Source organism: Nocardia violaceofusca NBRC 14427, from assembly GCF_963869435.1.
Taxonomy (GTDB): Bacteria; Actinomycetota; Actinomycetes; order Mycobacteriales; family Mycobacteriaceae; genus Nocardia; species Nocardia aobensis.
In genome coordinates this window covers 202,598-218,879 of record NZ_CAWMPM010000023.1, presented here as the reverse complement: position 1 = coordinate 218,879, position 16,282 = coordinate 202,598, and the positions used below count along the sequence as shown (strand labels likewise).

Genomic DNA, 16,282 nt, shown 5'->3' with positions numbered 1-16,282 from the left:
CGAACAGCATTGGATCAGCTGCTGCCGAACCAGCCCGGAGGAACGACCTGGCGGAAACCGTTCCAGCCGTTGCCGTGCCGGTCCCACGGGTTGCAGTCGTTGCCGTGGCGGTGACGGTCCCAGTCGCCGCGGTGGTCCCAATCGCCACGGTGGTCCCAGTCGCCGCGACGGTCCCAGTCGCCGAGGCCGCCGAACGGACCGTGCCCGTGACCCGGGTGTGCGATGTCGGTGGCCGCCGGGGCGCTCACCACATCGGCCTGGGCCGGAATGGCAAGTGCGGCAAGCGGCGCTGCGACGATGGCGCCGGCGACGGCGATGCGCGCCGCCGTGCGCTTGGTGCGATGTTCGGTTCTGGCAATCACGGTGAATCCTTCCAATCAGTTACACCGAACGCAGTCTCTCGTAAATCGGACACCGCGTCACGGGTGGTGGCACGAGGTTCAGGGCCGAATCGGCCGCGGGGGTGACGGGAACTCGGGGTTACCCCTGAGTCCTGCGATTCAGCTGCTGCCGAACCACCCCGGCGGGTAAACCGGCCTATACCAGGAGTAGTACGGCCGATACCACGGATTCCAGCCGTACAGGTAGTCCAGCGGTATCGGATCGAACGGCGTCACTCCCGGGTAGTACCAGCCGACCGAGCTCGGCTCGCTCGTCGGCGCCTGCGCCGAACTCTGCCCGGCGGTCGCGGTGACCATCCCCATCAGGATCAGTCCCGCTATCGCCGTCCTCGCCAGGATTCGGCGTACCCGGACGGACGCGGCAGTCGCGAACACGACCAGCCCCTTTCAACTCGCCTGTCCCGCAACCCTCGCCGATTTCGGCGCGAACGTCACGGCCGCGATACGCCCAGGGCTGAGAAGAGACTCAGCTCACATCCCGCGCCTCGCCGTCCGGATTCGCGCGATCGATATGCCAGCTGCGGATCCGCCGCGGATGGATGCGAATAATGGTGTGCGCGAACCAGTCCGGTGCCACCGGAGGCGTATCGACATCGAGGATCTCGCCGACGCCGCGGATCTCGACCCCGCGCCCCCAGCCGGGCTTCACCTCAGCCGGATCGTCCGGCGTCATATCGTCGACAACCAGGCTCACATTCGGATTACCTCGCACATTGCGATACCGCTGGGCACTGGGACTCGGCCCGCCGATATCGATGGTGCCGTCCTCGTTCACCCGAAACCCGACCGGCACCAACTGCGGCCGCCCGTCCGCCGTCACGGTGGCCAGCCGGCCCAGCGATTGGGAAGTCAGATATGTGTGTTCGGCCGCGGTGAAAGTCATGCCACCACGCTAAGAGCTCGAGTGCGGTTGAGGTCAAGTGCCGCGCCGTCCGGTCAGCCGGCCACTTTCGTGAGGTGAATGTGGGTGACGTTGTCGCCCGGCCGGGCGGGGGAGACGGTGTAGCCGGGGAGGTCGCCGAGGTCGTCGTAGAGGCGTTCGCCGGTGCCGAGAAGGGTGGGGACGAGGGCCAGGTGGAGGTCGTCGACGAGGCCGGCGCGGAGGAAGCGGCGGACGGTCGCGGCTCCGCCACCGAGACGGACGTCCTTGCCGCCGGCCGCGGAGAAGGCTTGTTCCAGAACGTTTTCGGACGTGTCGTCGACGAAGTGGAAGGTGGTGCCGCCGTCCATCTCCAGTGCCGGGCGCGGGTGGTGGGTGAGCACGAAGACCGGGTGGTGGTAGGGCGGATTGGAACCCCACCAGCCGGTCCAGGAATCGTCGGGCCATTCCCCGCGCACGGGCCCGAACATGTTGCGGCCCATGATGGTCGCGCCGATATTCGCTTCACCGGCGGCGAGGTGTTCGTCGTCGATTCCGGTGCTGCCGCCCTCTCGGCCGATCATCCGCCGGCCGAAGCGGGTCGCGAAAACCCATTCGTGCAGGCGCTCACCGCCGACACCGAGCGGATGATCGGGACCTTGGTCGGGACCCGCGACGTACCCGTCCAGCGAGATCGAGAAATTGTGGACGCGGAGACGGGGCATGGCGGGTCCTCTCACAGAGTGCTTGCTGTTTGCAATTACTCAGCACTCTAACCGTGGTGCTTGCCGATTGCAATCAGTTGTCTATGCCGTGTGCTGTCCCGCCGACCAGGCGAATGCGGTCAGGCTGGGATCCAGCGGGGCCGCGGTGAGTCGATTGCCCAGTGTGGACAGCGTGTAGGTGCCGATACCCAGCACTACCTCGAGGGCTTGTTCGGGGGTGTAGCCGTGGGACAGGAAATCGCTCGCGCGCTCGTCGGGGACGTCGCCGGCGGTGTCGACGACGGTGAGCGTGAACTCCTGGAGCGCGGCTAGGCGGGGGTCGGGGAGAGGGCGCTGTTCGCGCAGCGCGGCGATCAGTTCCGGGTCCGCGCCGATCGCGGTCAGCTTCGCGGTGTGCATGGCGACGCACAGGTGGCATTCGTTGCGGGTGGCCATCGTCATGACCAGTACTTCGCGCGACAGTTCGTCGAGTGTGCCGCCTTCGAACAGGGCGTTGAGTTTCATGAAGCCGTCGAGCAGTCGGGGTGACGTCGCCATCTTCGCCACCGCGGCCGGGAGGTAGCCGAGGTGTGCGGCGCTCGCGGTCATGGTGCGACGGGCTTCGGCGGGTGCGGAGTCAAGGGTGTGGGTGGGGAAATGCATGGGGCGATCCGTTCGAGTTAGACAACCAAGTTGTCTAAACAGTAAACTTGGTTGTCGAATAGGGCAAGCCTGGGACCGGTGGAGTGAAGCTGGTCAGCCCCCGAACCACCCCGCGACATCGAGCCGGAACGATTCCGGCGGGACCATCGTGCGCAACGCGGACTCCATATCCCGCACGCGCTGGGCGCCGAGCTCTGTGACCCAGCGGCGTCGCAGCCGCTCGAAGATCTCGGCCGACCGCCGGAGTGCGTCGATCCCGTGCGGGGTCAGACGGACGATCTTGCGCCGGGCGTCCTCGGGATCCTCGACCCGTTCGGCATAGCCCAGCGCGGTCAGCCGCTCGACCGTCTTACCCGCCGCCTGTTTGGATACGCCCAGCTTGCGGCCGATATCGCTGGCCGTCGCGCCCTGCACGCCGATCGCCTGCATCGCGAATCCGTGGGCCGGGCGCATGTCGGGATGTCCGTGCTGCGCCAATTCGGCGTGCAATTCGTCGATGAGCGAGCGGAACCCCGCGAACAGCAGCAACGGCAGCTCGAATCCGGGGCTGTCGATCGGGGCCCTCCCGCGCTTTCCGACAACCATGTTGACGAGAGTAGTCCAGCGGCGGAGACGCATACCCCGACGCCGCCCGCGGGCGCGTATCACCGGTCGCGGCCGGTCCGGTGGTGTTCAATACACCTGGAGTGCTCGGAAACGAGCCCGCCTTGTTCTGTCGAATGCCCGGAGGCGCGATGACCACACGGCCACACCGGATTCCCGACCAACCTTCCGCGCCGCGCCGTCGTCGCGGCCTCGTGCATCGGCTCGCGCCGTGGCTGGCTCTCACCGCGATGCTGGCGGCGTGCAGTGGTCCCGGCGCCGATGTCACCGAATCACACACTCCCGCAACGGTTTCGACCGCTCCGCTGAGCTCGGTCGCCGTGGTCACGCACGGCAGTCCGGGCGACGCGTTCTGGAATGTGGTGAAGAACGGTGCCGAGGCGGCCGGGAAGGATCTGGGAATCCGGGTCGACTACAACTCCTCGGGCGACCCGGGGGAGCAGGCCAAGCTGGTCGACAACGCGGTCGCGCAGCATGTGGACGGACTCGTGGTGTCGATGGCCAATCCGCAGGCGCTGCGTCCGTCCATCGAGCATGCCGTCGCGGCGGGGATCCCGGTCGTCACGATCAATTCCGGTGAAGCCGACAGCGCGGCCGCCGGCGCGATCGGGCACGTCGGGCAGAGTGAGCGCCAAGCCGGGACGGCCGCCGGTAAACGCCTGCGCGACGCCGGCAAAACCAGGATGCTCTGCGTCATTCACGAGGCCGGCAATATCGGCGCCAACGACCGCTGCGCCGGCGCGATCGACGGATTCGGTGGCAACGCCACCACGCTGCAGGTCGACATCAACAATCCGGCCGATGCGCAGTCGCGGATCAAGGGAGCCCTGGAGGCGGATCGCTCGATCGATGCTGTGCTGACCCTCAATTCGCAGATCGCCGCCCGCGCCGTCGACGGGGTTCGCGAATCCCACTCCCGCGCCGCCGTCGCCACATTCGATCTCAATCCCGATGTGGTGGATGCGATTCGGGCCGGAACCCTGCTGTTCGCGGTCGACCAGCAGCAGTACGAACAGGGATATCTGCCGGTGGTGATGCTGCAGCTGTATCGGCGCAATCTCAACACGGTCGGTGGCGGGATGCCGGTGCAGACCGGGCCGGCCTTCGTGGACAAGAACAACGTCGACGCCATCGCCGCCCTGGTGGCGCAGGGCACGCGCTGAGCAGGGAGCTGTCATGACCGACACCGCAACGGTTTCCGAATCCACCGCACCCGCCGCGATCGGGCCGTCACTCCTGAACCGGCTGATCGTCCGGCCCGAGATAGGCGCCGGTCTGGGCGCGCTGGTGGTCTTCGTCTTCTTCGCCGTGATCACCGACCAGTTCCTCAGCCCACTCGGGGTGGCCACCTGGCTCGACGACGCCTCGACGCTCGGCATCATGGCCGTCGCGGTGGCACTGCTGATGATCGGCGGCGAATTCGACCTGTCCGCGGGCGTGATGACCGCGTCGACGGCGTTGGTGACCGCCATGCTCGCGGTGCACGCCGGATGGAACGTGTGGTTCGCGCTGGGCGTCTCGCTGCTCTTCGCCCTGTCGGTCGGCGCGCTGAACGGCTGGCTGGTCATGCGGACGGGCCTGCCCAGCTTCATCGTCACGCTGGGCACATTCCTGGCTCTGCAAGGTCTCAATCTCGGCGTCACACGGCTGGTCACCGGGACCGTGCAGGTGTCGGGTATCCGGTCGGCGCCCGGATATGCCTCGGCCGGTTGGGTTTTCGCGGCGACGACGAATCTCGGCGACGCCCGCATCCAGGCCTCGGTGCTGTGGTGGATCGCGGTCACCGCGGTGGCGACGCTCGTGCTGGTGCGCACCCGCTTCGGCAACTGGATCTACGCGGTAGGCGGTTCGCTGCCCAGTGCTCGTGCCGTCGGCGTACCGGCGGCACGGACCAAGATCCTGCTGTTCATGGGCACCGCCTTCGCGGGCTGGATTGTCGGCTCCTGCAATCTGCTGCGGTTCGCGAGCGTGCAGGCGAATCAGGGGGTAGGACTGGAATTTCAGTACATCATCGCCGCGGTCGTCGGCGGTTGCCTGCTCACCGGCGGATTCGGATCGGTGCTGGGCGCGGCCATCGGCGCGCTGATTTTCGGTATGGCCCGGCAGGGCATCGTGTTCGCACGCTGGGACAGCGACTGGTTCATGCTGTTCCTCGGTGTGTTGCTGCTGGCCGCGGTACTGGTCAACAACGCGTTCGCCAAACGCGCGGAAAGGTTGCGCCGATGACCACTCGACACAGCGACACCGAACAGCCGGCCTCCGCGCCGCTGATCGAGACGGTCGGTATCGGGAAGAGTTACGGCGGCGTCGTCGCCCTCGCCGACATCTCGATGGTCGTCCGAGCGGGGGAGGTCACCTGCGTGCTCGGCGACAACGGCGCCGGCAAGTCGACGCTGATCAAGATCCTCGCCGGCGTTCACCGCCACGATGCCGGTGAACTGCGCGTCGACGGTGCACCGACCCGGTTCTCCTCGCCACGCGAGGCATTGGACCGCGGTATCGCCACCGTCTACCAGGATCTGGCGGTCGTACCGCTGATGAGTGTGTGGCGCAATTTCGTCCTCGGCTCGGAACCGACCAGGGGCGCCGGACCCTTGCGCCTGCTGGACCGTGCGACCGCGCGCGACATCACGCGGACGGCGTTGTCGGACATGGGAATCGAGATCCGCGATCTGGAACAGCCCGTAGGCACGCTGTCGGGTGGGCAGCGGCAATGTGTCGCGATCGCCCGCGCGGTCCACTACGGCGCGAAGGTCCTCATTCTCGACGAACCGACCGCCGCGCTCGGCGTCAAACAGTCCGGCGTGGTGCTGCGTTACGTCGCGCAGGCCCGGGATCGCGGTCTCGGAGTCGTGCTGATCACGCACAATCCGCATCACGCCTACCCCGTCGGCGACCGATTCCTACTGCTGCGGCGGGGCCGCGCACTCGGCGGCTACGACAAGTCGCAGATCGATCTTCCCGAGCTCACCCGGCAGATGGCCGGCGGCGCGGAACTGGAAGCGCTGCAACATGAATTGCGTCGCCCGCCGCCCGAGTGAACGCCACTGCGCGGGACGGCCGCCAGCGCTGGACTGGCGGTGGGGCTCCGGTTACCCTCTGCCTGCCCCGACATCGAGAAGTGAGTGAGAAGCGTAGTTGAACGGCACGGTGAAGTGGTTCGACAGTGAGAAAGGCTTCGGTTTCATAATTCCGGATGGCGGCGGAGCCGACGTTTTCGTCGAATACACCGAGGTTCACGGCGACGGTTTCCGCCGATTGGTCCAGGGCCAGCGGGTCGAGTTCGACGTACGCCATACCAAGGCGGGCCCGGAAGCCAAGGGCGTCCGAATCGAGCCGATGCGTCGACTGTGGCCCGACCCACACGAACTGTGACCTGTCGGGCAGATCACTTTTCCCGAAATCGGGCTAACGCGCCTTTCTGGGCCCTCGATATGTTGATCGTCAGTTTGTACGACTGAATTGAAACAACGAAGAGGTATTTATGATCCCCGTTATCATCGACACCGGTAGTGCTGCTGTGAACGGCCTGTTCGACACCCTGGGTGCGGCCTTCCACGGCCTGGTCAACACCCTGTGGACCGGCTCTTTCGGTGGCTGATCGCTGATTTCGGTCGCTCGACGCGACCTCGGGTCGACCCCGGACCGCGGTGTCCGGGGTCGACCCATTTGTACGGCCGAACGACCCGCCGGCGCGATTCCGGGCACCCGTGGCGGCGCGACGAGCGGCGTGGTCCGAGCTATCACGGGACAATCACGGCGACACCGCTGGATAAGCAGGATTTTCGGTTCGTGCGCGGTTTCCAGCCCGCGGGAGGACCGCTGTGGTGGCGCGAGGACGCGGTCCATGGCAGGCTTGAACATCGAGAACGGGCCGACCGTGAAGTTGGTCGGCCCGGCTCGTCTACAGAAGGTATGAAATGGCGCAAGGCGTAGTGAAGTGGTTCAACAGCGAGAAGGGCTTCGGGTTCATCGCTCAGGATGACGGTGGTCCCGATGTGTTCGTGCACTACTCGGCTGTGAGCGGTAGTGGATTCCGGTCCCTCGACGAGGGGCAGCGCGTGGAGTTCGAGATCGGGCAGGGCCAGAAGGGTCCGCAGGCTCAGAACGTCAGCGTTATCTGATCGAGTCCGCTGACTGCGCGCCACTTTACGTAGCGTGAACTGTCCGCGACTTACAGTGGGGCCCCGCATCTTTCGAGATGCGGGGCCCTTCCGCGTCCGGACCCGCATGCGGTGCGGCGGAGGTTCGGCCGCGGTGTGAGGGCGCCTGCCTACCGGGCGGTACACCGGCGCCGAAGCGCGACCATTAAGCTGGTCCGCGGTAAATGCCGACCTCTTTCCCCAGGAGTGCCCCACAGTGAGCCAAAATGGCCGTCCTGTTGTTCTGATCGCCGACAAGCTCGCCCAGTCGACCGTCGATGCGCTCGGTGACGGTGTCGAGGTTCGCTGGGTCGACGGCCCCAATCGACCCGAGCTGCTGGCCGCCGTGCCCGAGGCCGACGCGCTGCTGGTCCGTTCGGCCACCACCGTCGACGCCGAGGTGCTCGAGGCCGGTAAGAACCTCAAGATCGTCGCCCGCGCCGGCGTCGGCCTCGACAACGTCGACGTGCCCGCGGCCACCGAGCGCGGTGTCATGGTCGTCAACGCGCCGACCTCCAACATCCACACCGCTGCCGAGCATGCCGTCACCCTGCTGCTCTCGGCCGCCCGCCAGATCCCGGCCGCCGACGCCACCCTGCGCGAGCACACCTGGCAGCGCAGCAAGTTCAACGGTGTCGAGATCTTCGGCAAGACCGTCGGCGTCATCGGCCTGGGCCGCATCGGCCAGCTGTTCGCGCAGCGCCTCGCCGCCTTCGAGACCAAGGTCATCGCCTACGACCCCTACACCTCCCCGGCCCGCGCCGCCCAGCTGGGCATCGAGCTGCTGAGCCTGGACGAGGTGCTCGAGCGCGCCGACTTCATCTCCATTCACCTGCCCAAGACCCCCGAGACCAAGGGCATGCTGAACAAGGAGACCCTGGCCAAGACCAAGAAGGGCGTCATCATCGTCAACGCCGCCCGCGGCGGTCTGATCGATGAGCAGGCCCTGGCCGACGCCATCACCTCCGGCCACGTGCGCGCCGCCGGCATCGACGTGTTCGAGACCGAGCCGTCCACCGACAGCCCGCTGTTCGAGCTGCCGCAGGTCGTCGTCACCCCGCACCTGGGCGCCTCCACCGCCGAGGCCCAGGACCGCGCCGGCACCGATGTCGCCAAGTCGGTGCAGCTCGCCCTCGCCGGTGAGTTCGTGCCCGGTGCGGTGAACGTCGCCGGTGGCGCGGTGAGCGAAATCGTCGCGCCCTGGCTGGACATCGTCCGCAAGCAGGGTGTGCTGCTGGGCGCCCTCGCCGACGAGCTGCCGGTCTCCCTCGAGATCCAGGTGCGCGGCGAGCTGTCCTCGGAAGAGGTTGCGGTGCTGGAACTCTCGGCGCTGCGTGGCGTGTTCTCCGCGCACATCGAGGACGCGGTCACCTTCGTCAACGCCCCGTCGCTGGCCGAGGAGCGGGGCCTCGAGGCCTCCGTCACCACCCACACCGAGAGCCCGACTCACCGCAGCCTGGTCGATCTGCGCGCCGTCTTCGGCGACGGCCGCACCCTGAACGTCGCCGGCACCCTGACCGAGCCCGCACAGGTCGAGAAGATCGTCAACATCAACGGCCGCAACTACGACATGCGTGCCGAGGGTCTCAACCTGGCGATCCTCAACTACGACGACCGTCCCGGCGCCCTGGGCAAGATCGGCACCAAGCTGGGCGAGGCGGCTATCGACATCAAGGCCGCGCAGCTGAGCCAGGACATCGACAAGGAAGGCGCGACGGTCATCCTGCGCGTCGACGAGTCCGTCCCGGCCGACGTGCAGTCCGCGATCGCCGAGGCCGTGGGCGCCGCGAAGGTCGTTCAGGTCGACCTGAGCTGAGATATTCCGGGCCGGAATCGGCTCGGCCGCAGTAGGTTACAGTGCGCGCGAATCCAACCGCCATGGTGCGGAGCAGGATTCGCGCGCATTGTGCGTTTTCGGAGAACAACCGGTTGCGTACCGGGCGACTCGGGGAACGAGCAAGGGCGGCGGGGGACAGCGGCGACACCGGACGCCGTTGTCCCGAGCCCGCATCGGGGGGTGCGCGAACGCGGCAGGTCAGAAGAATCGCGGCCGCTCGCAGGGCTCGCGGAACCGCGGCCGCGGTCGCGGTCCCGTCCCCGATCTCACTCATTGGGAGCGGCTCGCCCTGCTTACCGGGCTGATCCGGGGGACCGATAGTGTGGCGGTGTCGGCGATCCGGCCGGGCGTTACGCCGCCGATCGACCGCCCTTGGCTGATTCGGCCGCATACGTGTTGCGAGCCGCGAGCAGGAACGAACGGAGCGTTGTCATATGAAGCTGGCTGTCATCGCCGGTGACGGTATCGGGCCCGAGGTCATCGCCGAGGCGCTCAAGGTACTCGACGTGGTCGTGCCCGGGGTCGAGAAGACCGAGTACGACCTGGGCGCCAAGCGCTACCACGCGACCGGCGAGGTGCTGCCGGAGTCGGTGCTGCCGGAGTTGAAGCAGCACGACGCCATCCTGCTGGGCGCGATCGGCGATCCGTCTGTCCCCAGCGGCCTGCTCGAGCGCGGTCTGCTGCTGCACACCCGCTTCGCGCTCGACCACCACGTGAACCTGCGTCCGTCGAAGCTGTACCCGGGCGTCACCAGCCCGCTGTCCGGTGACCCGGAAATCGATTTCGTCGTCGTGCGCGAGGGCACCGAGGGCCCCTACACCGGTACCGGTGGCGCGATCCGCGTGAACACCCCGCACGAGGTGGCCACCGAGGTCTCCACCAACACCCGATTCGGCATCGAGCGCGTGGTGCGCTACGCCTTCGACAAGGCCCAGCAGCGCCGCAAGCACCTCACGCTGGTCCACAAGACCAATGTGCTGAGCTTCGCCGGTTCGCTGTGGCAGCGCACCGTCACCGAGGTCGGCGCCGAATACCCCGAGGTCGAGGTCGCTTACCAGCACATCGACGCCGCGACCATCCACATGGTCAACGACCCGGGCCGCTTCGACGTGATCGTCACCGACAACCTGTTCGGCGACATCATCACCGACCTCGCCGCGGCGGTGTCCGGTGGCATCGGCCTGGCCGCCTCGGGCAACATCGACGCCTCCGGCACCAACCCGAGCATGTTCGAACCGGTCCACGGCAGCGCCCCCGATATCGCCGGCCAGTCCAAGGCCGACCCGACCGCCGCCATCCTCTCGGTTTCGCTGCTGCTGAACCACCTCGGCCGCTCCGAGGAAGCCGCCCGCATCGAAGCCGCGGTGGCCAAGGACCTCGCCGCCCGCACCGGCACCGCGTCCACGGTCGAAATCGGTGACCGGATCGCCGCGTCCATCTGAGTTTCCAGCCGATCCCCCTGTCGCGTAAAGAATTGCGCGACAGGGGGATCGTTCGTTTCGCCGAGCGGCCCTTTCAGGTTGTAGGTACAACCTCGAAAAACGTTGGCGGCGTAGGGTTTCCCCGCGGTCGCGCTCCGTACTGTGACGGAAAGGGGTGCGGCCGTGGGGAAGCCGGGAGTCATCGGTTGCGGGCGATCGGCACCATGGGGACGGCGGCCGCGGCGATGATCGCGGCGACCAGATAGGTCGCGGGGAAACCGGCGGCGGTGATGAGGGCGCCGAAAATCGGTGCGACAGCGGCGGATGCCAGGTTCTGGCCGGTGTTCTGGATGCCCAGGCCGCGACCGCTCCAGTACGGACCGGCGATCTCGGCGACGGCGGTGAAGGCCAGGCCGTTGTCCGCCACGGTGATCACCGACGCGGCGAACAGGATCGGGATCGCCGCCCACCACCAGTGCAACCAGGCCGCACCGGCCAGGGCCGCCATCGAGACCACGGCCGCGATCGCCACGGTGTGCAACGGACGCAGGCGACTGCCGACGCGGTCGGACCAGATACCGGCGCCGATGCGCCCGGCGGCGCCCAGGATCTGGGTCGCGGTGACGATCGCCCCGGCCACCGGAAGCGACAACCCGGCGTCGCGATGCAGCCAGAGCAGCGCGAACGTCCACAGAGTGGCCTGCGGAATCACCAGCAGCACCGACACCGCGTGGATGCGCCACAGCGTGGAATCGCCCCGATACGGGTTGTCGGGATGCTCGCCGTTGCTCGCCGGCCGGGGCGGGTCGACGATTCCGATCAGACAGCCGATCGCCGCGACGCCCGCCATCGCCGCCGGAACCAGGATCGCCGTGGAAAACCCGTGTGCGGCAGCGACAGCCGGTATCGACATCGCCGCGATCGCGACACCCAGCGGCTGTGCGGTCTGCCGGATACCCATCGCCAGCCCGCGCTGATCGACCGGGAACCAGCCGACGATCACCCGGCCACTCGCGCCGTTGGTGCTGGCAGCGCCCATACCGGCCAGAAAGAGCAGCACACCCAGCGCGCCGTAATTGGTCACCGTCGCAGCAGCCACACCTGCCACACACATCACGACCGGACCGGCGACCAGAACCGAGCGCTCACCTACTCGGTCGACGATGTACCCCCAGGCGATCAGCGTGCACACCAGGCCGACCGTCGGCATCGCGACCAGCAGACCCGCTGTGGCCAAGGGCATTCCGCGATCGGTCAGCGCCGGCAACAGGAACGGGGTGCCGTGCACGATGACCGCGCTCGAGCTCTGGGCGAAGACTCCGAGGGCGAGCATGGTCCACCGCCGGGTCGTGCGCACATCTGTCGCGGTGGTCATCGCCCTCACCTCGAATCTCATATTTTGGGATCAGTGTCTTACTCTGTGAACAGGCTCTTACCGTACACCCAGGACGTGCCCGGTAGGCAACTCGAAATTCGTCACATCTGCCCGTCGCAGACCGGGTGGTCGGCCGTGTTCGGGCAGGTGGATAGACTCTTCGCCATGCGTCTAGGTCGTGTTGCCAGCCCCGATGGGGTCGCGTTCGTGAGTATCGAAACCGACGGTTCCGACGAGATCGCTCGTGAAATCGCCGAGCATCCGTTCGGTACCCCGACATTCACCGGCCGTACCTGGCCGCTGGCCGATGTGCGACTGCTGGCTCCCATTCTGGCCAGCAAGGTGGTGTGCGTCGGAAAGAACTACGCCGCGCACGCCGCGGAGATGGGCGGCCCCGCGCCGGAGGATCCCGTGATCTTCCTCAAGCCCAACACCGCCATCGTCGGACCGAACCTGCCGATCCTCTTGCCGCCCAATTCCTCTCAGGTCGAATACGAGGGCGAACTGGCGGTGGTGATCGGCCGCCCGTGCAAGGACGTGCCGGCCGCCCGGGCCGCCGACGTCATCCTCGGCTACACCGTCGCCAACGATGTCACCGCGCGTGACCAGCAGCGCCACGACGGGCAGTGGACGCGCGCCAAGGGCTACGACACCTTCTGCCCGCTCGGCCCCTGGATCGAAACCGAACTCGATCCGGGCGATCTCGAGATCACCACCGAACTCGACGGAGAGGTGCGCCAGCGCAGCCGGACTTCACTTCTGCTGCACGACATTCCGAAGGTGATCGAATGGGTCACCAGGGTGATGACATTGCTGCCCGGTGATGTCATTCTCACCGGAACGCCGGAAGGTGTAGGACCGATGACGGATGGGCAAACCGTATCCGTGACGGTTCAGGGCATCGGTACCCTTACCAATCCTGTTGCCGCCAAACGTTGATCGAGAGAAGGAATATGACTGACGTACGGGTCCGATTCTGCCCGTCACCCACCGGCACACCGCATGTCGGCCTGATCCGCACCGCGCTGTTCAACTGGGCGTTCGCTCGCCACCACGGCGGCACCTTCGTCTTCCGTATCGAAGATACCGATGCCGCACGCGATTCCGAGGAGTCGTACCACGCGATTCTGGACGCGTTGCGGTGGCTCGGACTGACCTGGGACGAGGGGCCGGAGGTCGGCGGGCCCTACGGTCCCTACCGTCAGTCGCAGCGGCGTGAGCTTCATCTCGATGTCGTCCAGAGGTTGCTGGCGGCCGGTGAGGCCTATGAATCCTTCTCCACCCCAGACGAAGTCGAGGCCCGTCACCGCGCCGCCGGACGCGATCCGAAGCTCGGCTACGACAACTTCGACCGCGATCTGACCCCCGAGCAGATCGCCGCCTACAAGGCCGAGGGCCGCCCGGCGGTGGTGCGGCTGCGGATGCCCGCCACCGATCTGGTGTGGAACGATCTGGTTCGCGGGGAGATCACTGCCAAGGCCGGGACGGTGCCCGATTTCGCGCTCACCCGCGGCACCGGAGATCCGCTCTATACGCTGGTGAATCCGGTCGACGACGCACTGATGAAAATCACACACGTGTTGCGCGGGGAAGATCTGCTTTCCTCCACCCCGCGCCAGCTTGCGTTGTATGCCGCTTTGCAGCGGATCGGGGTGGCGGAGTTCACCCCGGAGTTCGGCCATCTGCCCTTCGTGATGGGCCAGGGCAACAAGAAGTTGTCCAAACGTGATCCGGAGTCGAATCTCTTCGCGCATCGGGACCGCGGATTCATTCCTGAAGGTTTGCTGAATTACCTGGCTTTGCTCGGATGGAGCCTCACCGAGGACCGCGATGTCTTCTCGATGGCGGAGATGGTCGATGCGTTCGAGATATCGAAAGTAAATTCGAATCCGGCGCGCTTCGACCAGAAGAAGGCGGATGCGATCAACGCCGAACACATTCGTTTGCTGGATACCGGGGATTTCGCCCGCAGGTTGCGGGAGTTCCTCACCGCACAGGGCCACATCGGCGCCGAAGTGGACGACGGAGTTTTCGCCGCGGCGGCCGAGTTGGTGCAGACCCGGATCGTGGTTCTCGGTGATGCGTGGGATCTATTGAAGTTTCTGTTCGTGCCCGCCGAGGAGTTTGCTGTCGACGAGGCCGCGGCGCAAAAGAATCTGGGCCCCGACGCGGCGCCGGTGGTGCAGGCCGCCGTCGCGGCGCTGGACGGTGTTTCCGAATGGACGCCACCCGTGCTCGAGGAGGCGCTGAAAAAGGCTCTGGTGGACGATCTGGGGCTCAAACCGCGTAAGGCCTTCGGTCCGGTACGGGTGGCGGTCACCGGATCGCACATCAGCCCGCCGCTGTACGAATCGCTGGAACTGCTCGGCCGCGAGGTGACCATGCAGCGGCTGCGGGCCGCGCTGGCGTAGTGGCGGCGCCGGGTGCTGGCCGAATCGGTCGCTGCGTCGGGCGGTCGCGGCTTCGTGACCGCCCGACGAGAGCCCGGCGGGCCGTACCGGCGCTGAAAAGTGGCTCTGACCAGACGATTTGTATATATCGGGGAGGGGTTTGGTACTCTTCTTCTCGGCCCGGAACGAGGGCCTCGAACCGGCAGGGGAGAGGCTGAAAGCCCAGGTCATTGGGGTATGGTGTAATTGGCAACACAGCTGATTCTGGTTCAGCCATTCTAGGTTCGAGTCCTGGTACCCCAGCGGAGAATGTTGATTCGCTTCGTTCGGTCGAGTCGGAACAGCATCCCCGGCGATTTGGTCGCCGGGTCTCGGCCGGTTAAGCTTGCCGAGCCTCCTCGATCGAAAGATCCACGGAGATCTCCCCTCGGGGAAGTCCTCTGGCCCCGTCGTCTAGCGGCCTAGGACGCCGCCCTCTCAAGGCGGTAGCGCGGGTTCAAATCCCGTCGGGGCTACATTCGAAAGCCCTCCAGCGCGAGCTGGAGGGCTTTTCTCGTTTCCGAGGTCTCTCGCCGGCGTGCGGTCAGTCCCGCACCGGCCAGGTGGATCCACCCGCCGGCATCGCGGGCATACCGAGCTTCCGATGATCCCAGCTGCGCACCCGTTCCGGCACCACGCGGATCGCGACGCGCTTGTTCAGCATCGCCTCCACCATCGGGCGCAATTCCTCGGTGTAGGGGCCGGTGTAGCGCTCCCAGACGCTGACGCCGACCTTGAACAGCGCCTCCGGGTCCTCGACGATCTCCGCGCGGCCCTCGATCGACACCCCGCGCAACTGGTCGTAGGTATCGCCCGCCTCGACCAGGACGGTGACGCGCGGATCGCGCCGCAGATTCACCGCCTTCTGCGACTTGCCCTTGGTCTCGAACCAGATCTCACCGTCGACCAAGCCGTACCACATCGCCGTGAGATGCGGCGTTCCGTTCTTGCCCAGGCTCGCCAGCGTCATGATGCGGCTGCGTTCCAGAAATTCGGTGATCTCCGTCTCGGACATCACGATCTGTGCGCGTTGGTTCACTCCCATGCGGTCACGATACTTTACGGCGTATGGCCGGCATCACAGCTCGGGATCGGGGTGATCAGAGTCGCTTGTGCAGGGCGTCGGCGGCGGCCACGAGGTCGGCGGCCCAGCGCGCACCCGGGCGCCGGCCCATGCGATCGATCGGGCCGGAAACCGAGACCGCGGCGATCACCTGGGACGACCCGTCGCGGACCGGTGCGGAGACACTGGCCACACCCGCGGACCGTTCGGCGGCGCTCTGCGCCCAGCCGCGGCGGCGGACCTCCGCCAGGGCGCGCTCGCCGAAGATCGCGTCGGCCAGGACACCGCGCTGCAGCTCCGGGTCGGCCCAGGCCAGCAGAACCTTCGCGGCCGATCCGGCGGTCAGCGGCAGGCGGGCGCCGACCGGGACGGTGTCGCGCAGGCCGGAGGTGGGTTCGAGAGCGGCCACGCAGATGCGGGAGTGCCCGTCGAGCCGGTAGAGCTGCACGCTCTCGCCGGTGATCTCGCGCAGCCGGGGCAGGATGACGGCGGCGGCGTCGAGCAGCGGGTCCTCGGCGGTGGTGGCCAGCTCCGACAACGCCGGGCCGGGCCGCCACGAGCCGGCGGCGTCGCGGGCCAGCATCCGATGGGTCTCCAGCCCCACGGCCAGCCGATGCGCGGTGGCCCGGGGCAGTCCGGTGCGGGTGCACAGCTCGTTGAGCCCACACGGTTGTTCGGCCACGGCGTAAAGCACGGCCATGGCTTTGTCGAGCACCCCGATACCGCTATGCTGTCTCATAGAACGATATTAGCGTCTCGCATAGTGAGATTGGCAAGTCTGATCG

18 protein-coding genes and 2 tRNA genes are annotated in these 16,282 nt (G+C 66.9%); 11 read left to right on the top strand and 9 right to left on the bottom strand.

What is annotated here, in order from left to right:
- Nucleotides 1-14: 14 nt before the first annotated feature.
- The 6 genes from AC5592_RS19590 to AC5592_RS19565 form a co-directional block, all read right to left on the bottom strand.
- Nucleotides 15-362: a hypothetical protein gene (locus AC5592_RS19590; protein WP_232329441.1), complete on the bottom strand. Its 348-nt coding sequence runs from the start codon at nucleotides 360-362 to the stop codon at nucleotides 15-17.
- Between the two features lie 138 nt (nucleotides 363-500).
- Nucleotides 501-776: a hypothetical protein gene (locus tag AC5592_RS19585; protein ID WP_157122021.1), complete on the bottom strand. Its 276-nt coding sequence runs from the start codon at nucleotides 774-776 to the stop codon at nucleotides 501-503.
- 91 nt (nucleotides 777-867) lie between these two features.
- Complete coding sequence (locus tag AC5592_RS19580) at nucleotides 868-1,284, bottom strand: PPOX class F420-dependent oxidoreductase (RefSeq protein ID WP_063065026.1); 417 nt, start codon at nucleotides 1,282-1,284, stop codon at nucleotides 868-870.
- Nucleotides 1,285-1,337: 53 nt separating this feature from the next.
- Entirely contained in the window at nucleotides 1,338-1,985 is a 648-nt protein-coding gene (locus AC5592_RS19575; RefSeq protein WP_036503841.1) for a dihydrofolate reductase family protein, read from the bottom strand.
- An 81-nt stretch (nucleotides 1,986-2,066) separates the two neighbouring features.
- Complete coding sequence (locus tag AC5592_RS19570) at nucleotides 2,067-2,627, bottom strand: carboxymuconolactone decarboxylase family protein (RefSeq protein WP_036503839.1); 561 nt, start codon at nucleotides 2,625-2,627, stop codon at nucleotides 2,067-2,069.
- A 93-nt stretch (nucleotides 2,628-2,720) separates the two neighbouring features.
- A complete protein-coding gene (locus tag AC5592_RS19565) occupies nucleotides 2,721-3,212 on the bottom strand; it encodes a MarR family winged helix-turn-helix transcriptional regulator (protein WP_036503838.1) in 492 nt (163 codons plus the stop codon).
- Nucleotides 3,213-3,361: 149 nt separating this feature from the next.
- On the opposite strand from AC5592_RS19565, the gene AC5592_RS19560 reads away from it, so the two are divergent.
- From AC5592_RS19560 to AC5592_RS19530, 7 genes are all read left to right on the top strand, one after another.
- Entirely contained in the window at nucleotides 3,362-4,393 is a 1,032-nt protein-coding gene (locus tag AC5592_RS19560) for a sugar ABC transporter substrate-binding protein (RefSeq protein ID WP_084506880.1), read from the top strand.
- A 13-nt stretch (nucleotides 4,394-4,406) separates the two neighbouring features.
- A complete protein-coding gene (locus tag AC5592_RS19555; protein ID WP_036503834.1) occupies nucleotides 4,407-5,456 on the top strand; it encodes an ABC transporter permease in 1,050 nt (349 codons plus the stop codon).
- The gene (locus tag AC5592_RS19550; RefSeq protein WP_063065023.1) at nucleotides 5,453-6,271 is read left to right on the top strand and encodes an ATP-binding cassette domain-containing protein; all 819 of its coding nucleotides are present in this window, start codon (nucleotides 5,453-5,455) and stop codon (nucleotides 6,269-6,271) included. Before AC5592_RS19555 ends, AC5592_RS19550 begins: the two co-directional genes overlap by 4 nt.
- Nucleotides 6,272-6,368: 97 nt before the next feature.
- Nucleotides 6,369-6,605: a cold shock domain-containing protein gene (locus AC5592_RS19545; RefSeq protein WP_036503825.1), complete on the top strand. Its 237-nt coding sequence runs from the start codon at nucleotides 6,369-6,371 to the stop codon at nucleotides 6,603-6,605.
- A 545-nt stretch (nucleotides 6,606-7,150) separates the two neighbouring features.
- A complete protein-coding gene (locus AC5592_RS19540) occupies nucleotides 7,151-7,354 on the top strand; it encodes a cold-shock protein (protein WP_025351824.1) in 204 nt (67 codons plus the stop codon).
- Between the two features lie 235 nt (nucleotides 7,355-7,589).
- Nucleotides 7,590-9,188 (top strand): phosphoglycerate dehydrogenase, encoded by a 1,599-nt coding sequence (gene serA, locus AC5592_RS19535; protein WP_063065022.1) that lies wholly within the window; start codon nucleotides 7,590-7,592, stop codon nucleotides 9,186-9,188.
- A 455-nt stretch (nucleotides 9,189-9,643) separates the two neighbouring features.
- On the top strand, nucleotides 9,644-10,651 hold the full coding sequence (locus AC5592_RS19530) for a 3-isopropylmalate dehydrogenase (RefSeq protein WP_036503821.1): 1,008 nt from the start codon (nucleotides 9,644-9,646) through the stop codon (nucleotides 10,649-10,651).
- A 178-nt stretch (nucleotides 10,652-10,829) separates the two neighbouring features.
- On the opposite strand, the gene AC5592_RS19525 is transcribed toward AC5592_RS19530, so the two are convergent.
- A complete protein-coding gene (locus AC5592_RS19525; protein ID WP_036503818.1) occupies nucleotides 10,830-12,005 on the bottom strand; it encodes an MFS transporter in 1,176 nt (391 codons plus the stop codon).
- Between the two features lie 165 nt (nucleotides 12,006-12,170).
- Between AC5592_RS19525 and AC5592_RS19520 the strand changes: the two genes are divergently transcribed.
- From AC5592_RS19520 to AC5592_RS19505, 4 genes are all read left to right on the top strand, one after another.
- Nucleotides 12,171-12,944, top strand: coding sequence for a fumarylacetoacetate hydrolase family protein (locus AC5592_RS19520; RefSeq protein ID WP_036503906.1), 774 nt, complete (start codon nucleotides 12,171-12,173; stop codon nucleotides 12,942-12,944).
- A 14-nt stretch (nucleotides 12,945-12,958) separates the two neighbouring features.
- Nucleotides 12,959-14,416 (top strand): glutamate--tRNA ligase, encoded by a 1,458-nt coding sequence (gene gltX / locus AC5592_RS19515; protein ID WP_063065021.1) that lies wholly within the window; start codon nucleotides 12,959-12,961, stop codon nucleotides 14,414-14,416.
- 210 nt (nucleotides 14,417-14,626) lie between these two features.
- Nucleotides 14,627-14,698 (top strand) — tRNA-Gln (locus AC5592_RS19510).
- Nucleotides 14,699-14,837: 139 nt separating this feature from the next.
- Nucleotides 14,838-14,910: transfer RNA gene (locus tag AC5592_RS19505), tRNA-Glu, on the top strand.
- A 68-nt stretch (nucleotides 14,911-14,978) separates the two neighbouring features.
- On the opposite strand, the gene AC5592_RS19500 is transcribed toward AC5592_RS19505, so the two are convergent.
- Both AC5592_RS19500 and AC5592_RS19495 read right to left on the bottom strand, forming a co-directional pair.
- A complete protein-coding gene (locus AC5592_RS19500) occupies nucleotides 14,979-15,479 on the bottom strand; it encodes a pyridoxamine 5'-phosphate oxidase family protein (protein WP_063065020.1) in 501 nt (166 codons plus the stop codon).
- 55 nt (nucleotides 15,480-15,534) lie between these two features.
- Entirely contained in the window at nucleotides 15,535-16,236 is a 702-nt protein-coding gene (locus tag AC5592_RS19495) for an IclR family transcriptional regulator (RefSeq protein ID WP_036503812.1), read from the bottom strand.
- Nucleotides 16,237-16,282: the final 46 nt, after the last annotated feature.

Excerpts from the sequence above, each read along its gene's own strand:
- AC5592_RS19555 (WP_036503834.1), top strand. The coding sequence starts at position 4,407 with ATGACCGACACCGCAACGGTTTCCGAATCCACCGCACCCGCCGCGATC.
- AC5592_RS19550 (WP_063065023.1), top strand. The coding sequence starts at position 5,453 with ATGACCACTCGACACAGCGACACCGAACAGCCGGCCTCCGCGCCGCTG.
- AC5592_RS19500 (WP_063065020.1), bottom strand. The coding sequence starts at position 15,479 with ATGGGAGTGAACCAACGCGCACAGATCGTGATGTCCGAGACGGAGATC.
- AC5592_RS19525 (WP_036503818.1), bottom strand. The coding sequence starts at position 12,005 with ATGACCACCGCGACAGATGTGCGCACGACCCGGCGGTGGACCATGCTC.
- AC5592_RS19520 (WP_036503906.1), top strand. The coding sequence starts at position 12,171 with ATGCGTCTAGGTCGTGTTGCCAGCCCCGATGGGGTCGCGTTCGTGAGT.
- AC5592_RS19570 (WP_036503839.1), bottom strand. The coding sequence starts at position 2,627 with ATGCATTTCCCCACCCACACCCTTGACTCCGCACCCGCCGAAGCCCGT.
- gltX (WP_063065021.1), top strand. The coding sequence starts at position 12,959 with ATGACTGACGTACGGGTCCGATTCTGCCCGTCACCCACCGGCACACCG.
- AC5592_RS19580 (WP_063065026.1), bottom strand. The coding sequence starts at position 1,284 with ATGACTTTCACCGCGGCCGAACACACATATCTGACTTCCCAATCGCTG.
- AC5592_RS19560 (WP_084506880.1), top strand. The coding sequence starts at position 3,362 with ATGACCACACGGCCACACCGGATTCCCGACCAACCTTCCGCGCCGCGC.
- AC5592_RS19565 (WP_036503838.1), bottom strand. The coding sequence starts at position 3,212 with ATGGTTGTCGGAAAGCGCGGGAGGGCCCCGATCGACAGCCCCGGATTC.
- AC5592_RS19530 (WP_036503821.1), top strand. The coding sequence starts at position 9,644 with ATGAAGCTGGCTGTCATCGCCGGTGACGGTATCGGGCCCGAGGTCATC.
- AC5592_RS19495 (WP_036503812.1), bottom strand. The coding sequence starts at position 16,236 with ATGAGACAGCATAGCGGTATCGGGGTGCTCGACAAAGCCATGGCCGTG.
- AC5592_RS19575 (WP_036503841.1), bottom strand. The coding sequence starts at position 1,985 with ATGCCCCGTCTCCGCGTCCACAATTTCTCGATCTCGCTGGACGGGTAC.
- AC5592_RS19540 (WP_025351824.1), top strand. The coding sequence starts at position 7,151 with ATGGCGCAAGGCGTAGTGAAGTGGTTCAACAGCGAGAAGGGCTTCGGG.